This window comes from Paraburkholderia sp. Ac-20347 (genome assembly GCF_017104805.1).
GTDB classification, from domain to species: Bacteria; Pseudomonadota; Gammaproteobacteria; order Burkholderiales; family Burkholderiaceae; genus Paraburkholderia; species Paraburkholderia tropica.
In genome coordinates, this window is the sequence record NZ_JAAGPN010000095.1 from 18,706 (window position 1) to 31,192 (window position 12,487).

The 12,487-nt window shown below is 64.2% G+C and carries 13 protein-coding genes; 4 read left to right on the plus strand and 9 right to left on the minus strand.

From position 1 onward, the window contains the following. Window positions 1–4: 4 nt before the first annotated feature. The 5 genes from cydX to rpoH form a co-directional block, all read right to left on the minus strand. Window positions 5–121, minus strand: a complete 117-nt coding sequence (gene cydX / locus G3N97_RS19065) for a cytochrome bd-I oxidase subunit CydX (RefSeq protein WP_205994618.1) — start codon at window positions 119–121, stop codon at window positions 5–7. Between the two features lie 44 nt (window positions 122–165). Beyond that, on the minus strand, window positions 166–1,302 hold the full coding sequence (cydB, locus tag G3N97_RS19070; protein ID WP_205994619.1) for a cytochrome d ubiquinol oxidase subunit II: 1,137 nt from the start codon (window positions 1,300–1,302) through the stop codon (window positions 166–168). Window positions 1,303–1,346: 44 nt separating this feature from the next. Continuing rightward, window positions 1,347–2,936: a cytochrome ubiquinol oxidase subunit I gene (locus G3N97_RS19075; protein WP_205994620.1), complete on the minus strand. Its 1,590-nt coding sequence runs from the start codon at window positions 2,934–2,936 to the stop codon at window positions 1,347–1,349. Beyond that, complete coding sequence (cydP, locus tag G3N97_RS19080) at window positions 2,926–3,195, minus strand: cytochrome oxidase putative small subunit CydP (protein WP_205994631.1); 270 nt, start codon at window positions 3,193–3,195, stop codon at window positions 2,926–2,928. Before cydP ends, G3N97_RS19075 begins: the two co-directional genes overlap by 11 nt. Window positions 3,196–3,575: 380 nt before the next feature. Further along, the gene (gene rpoH / locus G3N97_RS19085) at window positions 3,576–4,517 is read right to left on the minus strand and encodes an RNA polymerase sigma factor RpoH (protein ID WP_205994621.1); all 942 of its coding nucleotides are present in this window, start codon (window positions 4,515–4,517) and stop codon (window positions 3,576–3,578) included. 648 nt (window positions 4,518–5,165) lie between these two features. Between rpoH and G3N97_RS19090 the strand changes: the two genes are divergently transcribed. Then, complete coding sequence (locus tag G3N97_RS19090) at window positions 5,166–5,549, plus strand: nuclear transport factor 2 family protein (RefSeq protein WP_205994622.1); 384 nt, start codon at window positions 5,166–5,168, stop codon at window positions 5,547–5,549. A gap of 161 nt (window positions 5,550–5,710) precedes the next feature. Here the strand turns inward: G3N97_RS19090 and leuA are convergent, their stop codons facing one another. The 3 genes from leuA to ybiB form a co-directional block, all read right to left on the minus strand. Further along, a complete protein-coding gene (gene leuA, locus G3N97_RS19095; RefSeq protein WP_205994623.1) occupies window positions 5,711–7,357 on the minus strand; it encodes a 2-isopropylmalate synthase in 1,647 nt (548 codons plus the stop codon). Continuing rightward, window positions 7,347–7,550, minus strand: a complete 204-nt coding sequence (locus G3N97_RS19100; protein WP_205994624.1) for a hypothetical protein — start codon at window positions 7,548–7,550, stop codon at window positions 7,347–7,349. Before G3N97_RS19100 ends, leuA begins: the two co-directional genes overlap by 11 nt. A 402-nt stretch (window positions 7,551–7,952) precedes the next feature. Then, the gene (gene ybiB / locus G3N97_RS19105) at window positions 7,953–8,915 is read right to left on the minus strand and encodes a DNA-binding protein YbiB (RefSeq protein WP_205994625.1); all 963 of its coding nucleotides are present in this window, start codon (window positions 8,913–8,915) and stop codon (window positions 7,953–7,955) included. Between the two features lie 379 nt (window positions 8,916–9,294). Between ybiB and G3N97_RS19110 the strand changes: the two genes are divergently transcribed. Both G3N97_RS19110 and maiA read left to right on the plus strand, forming a co-directional pair. Then, a complete protein-coding gene (locus tag G3N97_RS19110) occupies window positions 9,295–9,993 on the plus strand; it encodes a fumarylacetoacetate hydrolase family protein (protein ID WP_205994626.1) in 699 nt (232 codons plus the stop codon). A gap of 100 nt (window positions 9,994–10,093) precedes the next feature. Beyond that, on the plus strand, window positions 10,094–10,741 hold the full coding sequence (gene maiA / locus G3N97_RS19115; protein ID WP_205994627.1) for a maleylacetoacetate isomerase: 648 nt from the start codon (window positions 10,094–10,096) through the stop codon (window positions 10,739–10,741). A 94-nt stretch (window positions 10,742–10,835) separates the two neighbouring features. Here maiA and ftsY read toward each other — a convergent pair whose 3' ends face one another. Continuing rightward, a complete protein-coding gene (ftsY, locus tag G3N97_RS19120) occupies window positions 10,836–11,957 on the minus strand; it encodes a signal recognition particle-docking protein FtsY (protein ID WP_205994628.1) in 1,122 nt (373 codons plus the stop codon). 288 nt (window positions 11,958–12,245) lie between these two features. Between ftsY and G3N97_RS19125 the strand changes: the two genes are divergently transcribed. After that, window positions 12,246–12,487, plus strand: a 242-nt coding sequence (locus G3N97_RS19125; protein WP_205994629.1) for an RsmD family RNA methyltransferase, incomplete at its 3' end; no start/stop codon positions are given.

The window sequence follows — 12,487 nt, forward strand, 5'->3', positions numbered from 1 at the left end:
TACGTTAATGCGCGTCGTCGCCGTGAGTTTGCATGTTGTGCTGCTCGTCGAGCCACATCACGTTGATGATGCCGAAGGCGAGCGCCACGCCGATGCCCAGAATCCAGGTGAAGTACCACATGATGTTCGCTCCTGCGTGTGTTGCCGACGTTGCCGATGTTGCGTTCAGTACATCGTGTTGCGCTTGTCGTCGAGTGCGTCGACGGTCACCTTGCCGCGCATGATGCGATACGCCCAGGTGGTGTACGCGAGCACGATCGGCAGGAAGATGATGACGGCCACGAGCATGATCTCGAGCGTCATCTTGCTGGACGTCGCGTCCCAGACCGTGAGGCTCGAACGCGGATCGAGCGACGACGGCATGATGAACGGGAACATCGAAAAGCCCGCAGTGAGAATCACCCCGACGATCAGCAGCGACGTGCCGATGAACGCCGTCTTTTCGAGCCGCGATCCAGCCAGCACGAACGCGATCACGCCGCCCAGAATGCCGACGATCGGCGCGGCCGCCATCCACGGATACGTCACGTAGTTTGCGATCCACAGGCCCGCGCCCGGCTCGACGCTCTTGAGCAGCGGATTGGCGACCGAGTCGTAGGGCGCGGCATCGGTGATCGCATAGCCGCCGATCAGCGTCGCCACCAGGGCGCCCGCCACCACGAACAGCACGACCGCGAGTCCCGCCATCAGGCGCAGCGCCTTCGACGCGCGCTGGGCCACTACGCCGTCGCTCTTCAGTTTCACGAACGCGGCGCCGTGCGCGCTGAGCATGGTCAGGCTCACGAGTCCGCAGATCAGCGCGAACGGATTGAGCAGCGCCCAGAAGCTGCCGTAGTACGTGACGCGCAGATCGGTGTCGTACTGGAACGGCACGCCTTGCAGCAGGTTGCCGAACGCCACGCCGAACACCAGCGCGGGCACGAAGCCGCCGATAAAGAGCGCCCAGTCCCACGCGCCGCGCCATCTGGGGTTGTCGCGCTTGCCGCGATAGTCGAAGCCCACGGGTCGGAAGAACAGCGCGAAGAGCACCAGCAGCATCGCGAAGTAGAAGCCCGAGAACGACGCCGCGTAGACGAGCGGCCAGGCGGCGAACATCGCGCCGCCCGCGGTGATCAGCCAGACCTGGTTGCCTTCCCACGTCGCGCCGACCGTGTTGATGACGATACGGCGTTCCGCGTCGGTTTTGCCGAGGAAGGGCAGCAGGATGGCTGCGCCCATGTCGAAGCCGTCGGTGAGCGAGAAGCCGATCAGCAGCACGCCGATCAGCACCCACCAGATCACTTTGAGGGTTGCGTAGTCCATGGTGTGTTTCCTGATGTAGGTCCGGGTCCGGGGCCGTTAAGCCTTCAGGCGACGCGGTTTCCGCTCGCCACGGCCGCCGCGCCCTGCTCGTGGAAATAGCGTCCCGTCTGCAGCGAGGACGGCCCGAGGCGCGCGTACTTGAACATCAGCGTGATCTCGATGATGAAGAGCGCCGTGTAGAACACCACGAAGCCCGCGAGGCTCAGCCACACGTCGCCGGGCGCAAGGCTCGACGCGGAGAGATGCGTCGGCAGCACTTCGGCGATGGTCCACGGCTGGCGGCCGAGTTCGGCGACGACCCAGCCGAATTCGGCGGCGAGCCATGGCAGCGGAATCGCCCAGACGGCCCAGCGCAGGAACCAGCGGCGATTCTCCTGGAGCAGCGAGCGTTGCGCGCAAAACCAGAACGCGAGCACGAAGGTCAGCAGGAACAGCATGCCCAGCCCGACCATCACGCGGAACGACCAGAACACCGGCGCGACGGGCGGAATCGAGTGCTTCGCGGCGGCCTTGATCTGCGCGGGCGAGGCGTCGACCACATTGGGCGCGAACTGCTTCACGAGCAGGCCGTAGCCGAGATCGGCCTTGTGCGCTTCGAACACGTCGCGCGTGGCGGTGTCGGCGTTGCCTTCCTTGAGCTTTTGCAGCGCGGCATAGGCGAGCATGCCGTTCTGGATGCGCACTTCGGCGCGGCCCATCAGATCCTTCAGACCGATCACGGGCTCGTCGATCGAACGCGTGGCGATGATGCCCATCAGGTACGGAATCTGGATCGCGTAATCGGTGCGCTCTTCCTTCTGATTAGGAATGCCGAAGAGCGTGAACGGTGCGGGCGCCGGCGCGGTGTCCCATTCGGCTTCGATGGCGGCGAGCTTCACCTGCTGGACTTCGCCGGTGCGATAGCCCGATTCGTCGCCGAGCACGATCACGCAGAGCGTCGAGGCGAGGCCGAAACCGGCGGCGATCGCGAACGAGCGCAGCGCGAAGTCGACGTCGCGGCGGCGCAGCAGATACCACGACGAAATGCCGAGCACGAACATCGACGCCGTCACATAGCCCGCCGAAACGGTGTGCACGAACTTCACCTGCGCGACCGGATTGAAGATCACCTGGAACAGGCTCGACAGCTCCATGCGCATGGTTTCGTAGTTGAATTCCGCACCGACCGGATTCTGCATCCAGCCGTTGGCGACCAGAATCCACAGCGCCGAGAGATTCGAGCCGAGCGCGACGAGGAAGGTGGTGAGCAGGTGGCCGCCCTTCGACATGCGGTTCCAGCCGAAGAAGAACAGGCCGACGAAGGTGGACTCGAGGAAGAAGGCCGCGAGCCCTTCGACGGCGAGCGGCACGCCGAAGATGTCGCCCACGTAGTGCGAGTAGTACGACCAGTTGGTGCCGAACTGGAATTCCATCGTGAGACCGGTGGTGACGCCCATCACGAAATTGATCGCGAAAAGCTTGCCCCAGAACTGCGTCATGTCCTTGTAGATCGTCTTGCCGGTCATCACGTAGACGGATTCCATGATGACGAGCAACCACGAGAGCCCGAGCGTGAGCGGCACGAACAGAAAGTGATAGAGCGCGGTGACCGCGAACTGCAGCCGCGAGAGATCGACGGTTTCGCTAATGGGCATGGTGATCCCCTTGTTGCGGGTTCGTCCCGGCCGGGACCGGCACGGAGAGAATGGCCCGGGCAACTTCTGCGGGCGGCATGTTCATGTTCTCGGCCTGCGGATGATTGAAGAAGGCGTACTTCAGCGCCATCAGCAGCACGAGCTTGAAGGCGAGAACGAGAACGATGTCGCGGGCGAAGGTCGGGCCGCGCGCCCACTGGAGAATGCGTGCGCGCAGAAGCGGTCGCGTACGCGCTGCCTGGCCGGAAGTGAAGTTCATGACGATGACTGTTGCCCCTAAAACTTGTGTCCCCGGCCAGGCCTGCACGCGGCCCGGATTGGCGTACATCTTGTGTACAAGGATTCTAGGAGTGGGGTCATCAGGACACCGTGACAAGAAGCCACGAGCGCCTGCCTCACCCATCAGTAATGCGATCCGTTTTGCTTGGAATCAATGTTTGGGGTCGCATTCTGATGTTTGCAGCCGTGCATCAGACAAAGACTGCATGGCATGCGAATTCATCTTACGGGGGAACGCTCAGAGGCGGTTTGAACGTGTACCTAATTCTGGCGGCGGAAAAGAAAAAGCCCCGCACCTGTTAGGGGCGGGGCTGTCGGCGTCACGCCCGCGGGGCGGGCGGCGCTTGATTGAATCGCGCGTCAGGCGTAGGCGGCGAGCGCCGTGCGCATCTTCTTCATCGCGCTGGATTCGATCTGGCGAATCCGCTCGGCCGAGACGCCGAACTCGTCGGCCAGTTCGTGCAGCGTCGAACCGCCCGAACCGTCGTCGGCCACGTTCAGCCAGCGCGCTTCGATGATGCGACGGCTGCGCGGGTCGAGCGCTTCCAGTGCGCTGGCGATGCCGTCCGACTGCAGACGGTCGCGGTCGCGCGCGGCCATCACGGCAGTCGGCTCGCTGTGCGAGTCGGCGAGCCAGGCGATCGGCGCGAACGATTCCTCGCCGTCGTCGTTCTGGCTTTCCAGCGCGATGTCGGCACCCGACAAACGCGTTTCCATCTCTACGACTTCCTCGCGCTTCACATTCAGTTCCTGCGCCAGGCCGTCGATTTCCTCCGGCGTGAACGACTGCAGGCCCTGCTTGTGGCTGCGCAGGTTGAAGAACAGCTTGCGCTGCGCCTTGGTAGTGGCGACCTTCACCATGCGCCAGTTGCGCAGAATGTATTCGTGGATCTCGGCCTTGATCCAGTGCATGGCGTACGACACGAGACGTACGTTCTGTTCGGGGTCAAAGCGCTTCACGGCCTTCATCAGACCGATGTTGCCTTCCTGGATCAGGTCGGCGTGCGGCAGACCATAGCCGAGGTAATTACGGGCGATCGAGACCACGAGGCGCAGGTGCGACAGCACCATGCGGCGCGCGGACTCCAGATTGTTTTGCTCGCGAAATTCAGTCGCGAATTGACGCTCCTCTTGCGGCGTCAACATCGGGATCCGGTTTACGGCCTGGATGTAGGCGTCGATGTTGCCCAGTTGGCCGGGCAGCAGGGAAGCGTTCGCGAGCGCCAGGGCACCCGAACCCGCGGCCTTGGCCGGCTTGGTGTTCAGCGTACCCGGAAGGGTCATTGCCATTGCGTTGCTCACGTAGCGAACTCCTCAGGAATCTTGCAAAAGTCGGACTGCGACTCCACGTTGGATGTTAGCACTCTGAATCAGCGAGTGCTAATACTTGGAGTCGGTAGGGGCTTCATGGTTCCGTATTCCCTATCGAAATAGTTGTTTCGATAGGTTTCAGCAAAGTCACGGGAAGCAGACGGGACGGGCTTTCCAGCCCGATGCGGCGCGCGCACACCCGCGAACCGAGGAATAACTCTAGATCGATGACACCGCGCGCAGCCGGCGCGGCAGAGAAATTGGGGCTGGATAATTGCAGAATAAGCGGTGCTGACGGACTAAAAATCGGGCCCCACAGGCGCCGTTCCGCGCTGACGGTCGCGCCCGAATTCTGCTCACGGAACATATCTAATAGACATCAGAATACGCCGAAAGTGTTGCGATGCGACATTGCGGCGCAGGTCTTGCCGGCCTGGAGCGTGCGGCGCGTCACACAACGCCGTCTGCCGATGACAGAAGCAATCGCACAGCGCGACGGGCCTTTCTGACGTGCATATGGGGGCGATCCTTTTGATCGCAAGCGTCCAAACCTGGTATAAATTTCAGCGACACGCATGCGTACATCTTCTGTGCGAGCCGGCGCGAGTGGCGCGGGCTCGTGCGCAAGGGGCCCGGCTAATGGTGGCAAAAGTAATCGAAGCGATTCGCGGACTGGAGCGCGAGCGGTTTCGCGCGATGGTGGACGGTGACGGCTCGTCGCTGGATCAACTGCTGTCCGACAACGTCTTTTTCGTTCACACGAACGGCAAGCGCGAGACCAAGCAGCAGTTCATCGATGCGATCACGGCGGGGCGCCGGCGCTACCGTCAGATCGAGATCCAGTCGCAGGACGTGCTGCCGGTGGGCAACGAGACCTGCGTGGTGTCGGGGCGCGTGCTGATCGAGATGGAAGCGAACAACGGCGCGCTACTATTTCCTATTGCCTACACGGCGATCCAGACGCAGGAGGATGGCCACTGGCGTCTGCTCGCGTGGCAGGCGACGCGTTGCGCGATCGAGTGAGATCCGGTAAGTCCACTCGCCGATCCGCCTGCTAGGGCGTTTCGGGCGCACGCCGGCGGCCCGTTATGCCGCCGGCGCTCAACGGCGCCGCCTCCAGGTTTGCTGCTTTTCTGCTGCTAACTTTCCAACTATTGATCGCTTTGGGTCGCTTCGTGATCCGATCAGGCCGCGACGCGCCGGTCGATCGTCTGCCACGCCGCACGGTTGATGGCGCTGACGACCGCGGCGACCACGGCCTGCGCCGCGTCGTCGGCGACGCCTACGCCGTGGCGCAGCGCCTGTCCGCCCACCCGCGCACCGACGAACACCGCCGTGCCGCCTTGTGCGGTGCGCGCGGTTTCAAACGACGTGATCTCCACGCTTTCTTCCGCAACGTCGGCGAATGCGGCCGCGACGGCTTGCGCATGCGCTTCGTCGATCTGCGCCGACGCGGCAATCGCGACGTCGCGGCCTTCGAAGCGTGCGCGGCCCGCGCCGGCCATCGTTGCCGGACCCTTCGTGTCGAAATACTCGCGTTCGAACAGCGAGCAGATCGCCTCGCCGGTGATTTCCACGCCGGATGCGTCCGTGACCTGTTGCACGGCGTGGCTGAATTCGATCTGGACGCGGCGCGGCGGCGTGAAGCCCATGCCGCGTTCGAGCAGATACGTCGCGCCGCCCTTGCCCGACTGGCTGTTCACGCGGATCACCGCGTCGTAGCTGCGGCCGAGATCGGCGGGATCGATCGGCAAATACGGCACTTCCCAGATCGCGTCGGGCTGCTGAAGCGCGAAACCCTTGCGGATCGCGTCTTGATGCGAGCCCGAAAACGCCGTGAACACGAGGTCGCCCGCGTACGGATGGCGCGGATGCACGGGCAATTGATTGCAGCGCTCGACCACGCGGCGCACGGCGTCGATGTCCGAAAAATCGAGGCCCGGATCGATGCCCTGCGTGTAGAGATTCATCGCGAGCGTGACGAGATCGACGTTGCCGGTGCGTTCGCCGTTGCCGAAGAGACAGCCTTCGACGCGGTCCGCGCCCGCGAGCACGGCCATTTCGGCGGCGGCCACGGCGGTGCCGCGGTCATTATGCGGATGCACGGAGAGCACGATGCTGTCGCGATACGCGAGGTTGCGGTCCATCCACTCGATCTGGTCGGCGTAGACGTTGGGCATCGCGGCTTCGACGGTCGCCGGGAGATTCACGATCATCTTGTGATCGCGCGTCGGGCGCCACGTCTGGGCAACGGCGTCGCAGACTTCACGGGCGAACGTGAGTTCGGCCATGCTGAAGGTCTCCGGCGAGTACTGGTAGGTCCAGTGCGTCTGCGGGCGGGCGTCGGCGTGCTCGCGGATCATGCGCGTGCCGTTCACGGCGAGCGCCTTCACTTCTTCCTTCGACTGGCCGAACACGATCTTGCGGAAAGACGGGCAGATCGCGTTGTAAAGATGCACGATCGCGCGCGATGCGCCATCGAGCGCCTCGAACGTGCGGGCAATCAGATCTTCACGCGATTGCACGAGCACTTCGATCGTTACGTCGTCGGGAATGCGCTTTTCGTCGATGAGCTTGCGCACGAAATCGAAGTCGGTCTGCGAAGCGGACGGAAAGCCGACTTCGATTTCCTTGAAGCCGATCTGCACGAGCATCTCGAAGAATTCGGTCTTCTGCTCGATGCTCATCGGCTCGATGAGCGACTGGTTGCCGTCGCGCAGGTCGGTGCTCATCCAGATCGGCGCGCGTTCGATCGTGCGCGTCGGCCACTTGCGGCCGTTCAAACGGATGGCGGGGAAAGGGCGATATTTTTCGGCGGGATTACGCAACATGATGGGCCTCGTTCTTCATGGTGTCGTATGCGATGGCGGTCGGCAGCGGGCGGCTGGCGGGCTGGCGACGAGGCACGATGCGAGAGACTTCCGGCATCCGGGCGGCAACCTCGGACGCGAAGAAGACAGCCACGCTGACGGCGGTAACCGGCGCGGCGAAAGCGAACGTGAACGATGCCCATGCAACGTGCATTTTGACCTCGCGACTCGTCCAGTCGGTAGACGGACGAATGCAGACGACAAGTTGTAGAGATACTGCGAGTTTGGGGGTACTGCGAGAACTGCTGGGAGGACTGCCGACCGGCTCTGGGGAGCGGTCGCGCAGCGCTACGCCTGGCTTACGCTAGACGTAGCGATAGGGCCGCTAGGCGGCCGAGGGTAATTCGGAGGGAGTTCGGGTAGGAACGCATTCGACCAATTTAAGTCAGGACGAACGCGCCTGTCAACAGGGAATGTGGCGACGCGGCAAGAAAAATTGCACGCAGATAGGCGAGGAAGCGCTCAATTACCGAAATGCGACCGAAATGCGGACGATCCGCGAGCGACGCGCGGACGTCCGGAAACGCCCGTGCCGCCGCGCTTTCGGCCAGATTCTTCAGCGCTTCGCGATGCGCTTGATCGTCTCCACCTGGCGTGCGATGGCGTCGGGTACGGGCACATCGCCGCGCAGCACGTCGGCGATCCACGCTGCGGTCGTGGGCGCGTCGCGGCCTTCGGGCAGATCCACTTCGGGCGCGTCCGGCGACGAGCGTTCCGGTTCGATCAGCGTTTCGCAGACGCCGTCGTGCAGCCAGTCCACCTGCACCTGGCGGCGCGTGTCGGCGACCGCTTCGCCTTCGGTGCCGCGCGCGAGCAGCGCGCCGCCCACGGCCGCTTCGGGATACGCGGCGAACAGCGCGCTCAGACTCTCGCGATACGGCGGATGCGTGTAATTCACGAGCCGCAGGCCCGGTTGCGCGAACGGTTGCAACAGCTTGACGAGCGTGTGCGTGGAGTTGCGCACGCCCATCCGGCGACGCAGCGAGAGCAGGCGCGCAAGCTGCGGTGCGAGCGTTTCGATCGACGCAAATGCAACACGTTTGTCGGCGAGTTGTGCTTCGATGTCGGCGTGATCGCGTGCGTTGGGGAGATTTAGCGCAGCAAAGATTTCGGCGCTGGTGACGCGGCCGGGATCGGCTTCCACGCCGTGCACGAGCACCGGCACGCCGTCGCGGGCGAGCAGCAGAGCGAGCAGCGGCACGAGATTCGGCTGCTTGCGCGCGCCGTTGTAGCTCGGAATCGAGACCGCGCGATAGTCGCCTTCGGGCACGGCGATCGGCGCGAAGGACGCGTGCGCCGCCGAGAGCATCGCCGCGAGTTCGTCGGCGGTTTCACCCTTGAGGCGATAGGCCAGCAAGACCGCACCCAGTTCGAGCTCGGGCACGCGGCCGTCGAGCATCGCGGCGTAGAGCGCGTGCGTGTCTTCGGACGACAGCGAGCGCGCGCCATGCGGGCCGCGGCCGATCTCCTTGATGAAGCGGGCGCAGGAAAAGGTCTCGGTGGAGTCGGGGGCGTTCATGGGGCGTGCGTGTTACGTCGATGTGCCGGTCTCGCGCCGCGCTGCGTGGGCGGCGCGTGCTGTTCGGCCAGTGTCTTGGGGATGCAGGAAGTATCGCACGACCTGTGCGGCGCGGTCCGACGCTGCGAAGGGAAAAGGGCCGTAGCGGTGTCGCAGCCGTGCCGCAGTACCGCGGCAACGAGCTGAGGCTCGCGCGATGCCGCAAGCTTCGAAAGCTTCGCAACGCCCTGAAATATCGTCCCGATCGCTTGCGGTGGCGGCTGACCGCGTCGCTCGCCGCTGCGCGTTACACTCGCGTTTTACGCTGGCAAGCCGCGAGCGGATTCAGGCGTCGCGCGGCGTAGACTGATCATCACGAAGAACGAAGACGGAGAAACAGATGAGTTACGTATTTGAACCGGCGCCGCAAGCCTACGTGCCGGTCGCGGGCAGCAGCGCGCATTTCCCGGTGCGCCGCATCTATTGCGTGGGCCGCAACTACGAAGCGCACGCGCGCGAGATGGGCCACGATCCGAACCGCGAACCGCCGTTCTTCTTCGCGAAGCCCGCCGACGCCGTCCTCTTCGTGCCGCCCGGCGCGGCCGCGGATTTCCCGTATCCGGCTCAGTCGAACAACGTCCATTTCGAAATGGAACTCGTCGCGGCGATCGGCAAGGCGGGCAAGAACATTCCGGTGGAAAGCGCGCTCGACCACGTCTACGGCTATGCGCTCGGTCTCGACATGACGCGCCGCGATCTCCAGGCCGAAGCGAAGAAGCTCGGCCGTCCGTGGGACACGGCCAAGGGTTTTGACCATTCGGCGCCGATCGGCCCGATCCATCCGGTGGCGCAAGTCGGCCAACTGGCCAAAGGCTCGATCTGGCTGTCGGTGAATGACGAGGAAAAGCAGCGCTCGGATATTTCGCAGATGATCTGGCCGGTTGCCGATACGATCGCGTATCTTTCGACGCTGTTCGAGCTGAAGGCGGGCGACCTGATCTTCACCGGCACGCCGGAAGGCGTCGGCGCGGTGGTGAAGGGCGATCTGATGAAGGGCGGCGTGGACGGCCTGGGCGAGATCGCCGTGCGCGTGATCTGAAAACCGTCTGAACGATCCGACCGGTTTGACGCAGCGTTTCGCCCATTCGGCGCGCTGCGTCTCAATACGGCGCGACTAAAACAAGGAGCATGAGAGGAGCATGAAGCTTTACAGCTATTTCCGCAGTTCGGCGTCGTATCGCGTGCGTATTGCGTTGAATCTCAAGAACCTGTCGTACGAGTACGTGCCGGTGCATCTGGTGCGCGACGGCGGCGAGCAATTGAAGCCCGAGTACCGCAAGGTGAATCCGGACGCGATCGTGCCGACCTTCGTCGACGACGAGCAGCACGCGATCCAGCAATCGCTCGCGATCATCGAGTATCTCGAAGAGACGCATCCCGAGCCGCCGCTGCTGCCGAAGTCGCCGGTCGACCGCGCGCACGTGCGTTCGCTCGCGCTGCAGATCGCCTGCGAGATCCATCCGCTGAACAACCTGCGCGTGCTCAAATACCTGAAGCGCACGCTGGGCGTGGACGATGCGGCGAAGGACGCGTGGTACCGGCACTGGGTCGAAGCGGGTTTCGAGACGCTCGAAGCGCGACTGGCCGGCGACTCGCGCACCGGCAAGCTGTGCTTCGGCGATACGCCGACTTTCGCCGACCTGTTCCTCGTGCCGCAGATCTACAACGCGCAGCGCTTCAACGTCGATACCACGCGGTTTCCGACCATTCAGCGCATCCACGATTACGCCGCGCAACTCGACGCGTTCGCGCGCGCGGCGCCGGGCGCACAGCCCGATTCGGAGTGATATCGCGGCGAATTGCGCTCAGATGAGCCGATCATGACGTGAAAAAGGGCATCGCTCGCGAGAGGGATGCCCTTTTCTTTTACGCCGACCGCGATCAGTTGCCGAGCAGCGCGTCCGCGAATTCCTCGGCCACGAACGGCTGCAGATCCTCGACCTTTTCGCCCACGCCGATGAAGTACACCGGAATCGGACGCTGGCGCGCGATCGCGGCGAGAATGCCGCCCTTCGCCGTGCCGTCGAGCTTGGTGACGATCAGGCCGGTGAGGCCCAGCGCGTCGTCGAACGCCTTCACCTGCGTGAGCGCGTTCTGACCCGTGTTCGCGTCGATCACAAGCAGCACTTCGTGCGGCGCGCCGTCGAAGGCCTTGCCGATCACGCGCTTGACCTTCTTGAGCTCGTCCATCAGATGCAGCTGCGTGGGCAGGCGGCCGGCCGTGTCGGCCATCACCACGTTGATGCCACGCGCGCGCGCCGCATTCACGGCGTCGAAGATCACCGCGGCCGGATCGCCGCTTTCCTGCTGCACGACCGTCACGTTGTTGCGCTCGCCCCAGATGGTGAGCTGCTCGCGCGCGGCGGCGCGAAACGTGTCGCCGGCGGCCAGCAGCACGCTCTGGTCGAAGCTCTGCAGATGCTTGGCGAGCTTGCCGATGCTGGTGGTCTTGCCCGCGCCGTTCACACCCGCGATCATCATGACGAGCGGTTGCGCGCGGCCCAGCATCAGCGACTTTTCGAGCGGCGTGAGCAGGTCGATCAGCAGCTGACGCAGCGCCGTCTTCACCTGCTGCGCCTCGGTCAGACGTTCGGCGCGCACCTTCTGGCGCAGCGTTTCGAGCAGATATTCGGTGGCGTCGACGCCCGCGTCCGACATCAGCAGCGCGGTTTCGAGCTCTTCGTAGAGATCGTCGTCGATCTTCGCGTTGACGAAGATGCTCTGGATGTTCGAACCCGTTTTCGACAGCCCCGACTTCAGGCGCGTCAGCCACGACTTCTTCGCGGTGGCGTCGAGCGCGGGCGGCGGGACGATTTCGACGGCCTCGAACGTGTCGGCGGCGGCGGCCGGTGCCTGGGGCGCGGCCGGAGTGATGGCCGGAGCGACCGGCGCCGCGGGCGCTTCGTCGCGTGCGGCCTCGGCTTCAGGAGCCGGAGCGGCGGTTTCGGCCTGCTCGTTCTCCGCGTTCTTGTCGCCGCGGAGTCGTTTGAAGAAACTGAACATGATCTGTGGCGTGGTGGGATCGCGTTGCCGGTCTGACCGAGGGACGGTCATCGACGTCATTTCAGCATGCAACGCGTGGAAAACACGACATTTTATCAGGCGGCATAGGGCGCGTCCTTGTGGCAGGCGTCCGGCGCGCGCACGGCGCTGTGGTAACGTTCGCGGATTGGCCGGGCGGGCATCGCGCCGCGCCTGGCAGACCGGTTCGCATCCCCCCGGATTGCGCATTGCCGATCCGGTTGCGACGATTCAACCTCGATTCACGCAGTACACACACAGTACACACGCATGGCCCGTTCATCCTCTCCGCGCCCGCAAGGCGCACGTTCCGCACCGCCCGCGCGCGGCGGCACGCACACGATCCGCATTATCGGCGGCGACTGGAAGCGCACGCCGCTGCCCGTGCTCGATCTCGACGGCCTGCGCCCCACGCCCGACCGCGTGCGCGAAACGCTGTTCAACTGGCTCGGCCAGCGTCTGGACGGCCAGCGCTGCCTCGACCTGTTCGCCGGCAGCGGCGCGCTCGGCTT